Annotated in this window: 1 protein-coding gene; it reads right to left on the bottom strand. The window is 72.2% G+C overall.

Annotated elements, in window-relative coordinates:
* Window positions 1-503, bottom strand: a 503-nt coding sequence (locus ABE487_RS17225) for an SIS domain-containing protein (RefSeq protein WP_346452839.1), incomplete at both ends; no start/stop codon positions are given.

The raw sequence follows: 503 nt of genomic DNA on the forward strand, positions 1-503 counted from the left end.
CGAGCATCATGCAGCTGAAGCTCGAGGTCATCGCGAAGCTGACGTCGTGGGTTTCGGGCGGCAGCAGCAGGGTCATCGACCGCCGCACCGCGACCCGGCCCAGCGCACCGTCGGCGTTGCAGGTCACCACCAGGTGGCGCACGTCGGCAACCAGCGCCTCGGCCAGCTCGACCGCCGCCACGCTCTCGGGGCTGTTGCCCGAGCGCCCGAACGAGACCAGCAGCAGCGGGCGCTCCGGATCCAGATACAGCTGCGGCGCGCTGACCAGGTCGGTCGTGGGCACCGCATCGACGCGCGCAGCGAGGGTCCGATCGAGCCACGGCGCCAGGCATTCGCCGATATAGGCCGAGGTGCCGGCGCCGGTCAGGATCACCCGCGCCGTCGGGTCGCCTGACACCGGCGCGATGAAGGCGGCGAGCTGCTCGGCCATCCCGGCGACCAGCGCCTGGGTGCGCAGGAGCATGCGCGGCTGCTGTTCGATCTCGCGCGCGGTCCACAGCGCG

This window comes from Luteimonas sp. TWI596, assembly GCF_039674105.1.
GTDB lineage: Bacteria > Pseudomonadota > Gammaproteobacteria > Xanthomonadales > Xanthomonadaceae > Luteimonas.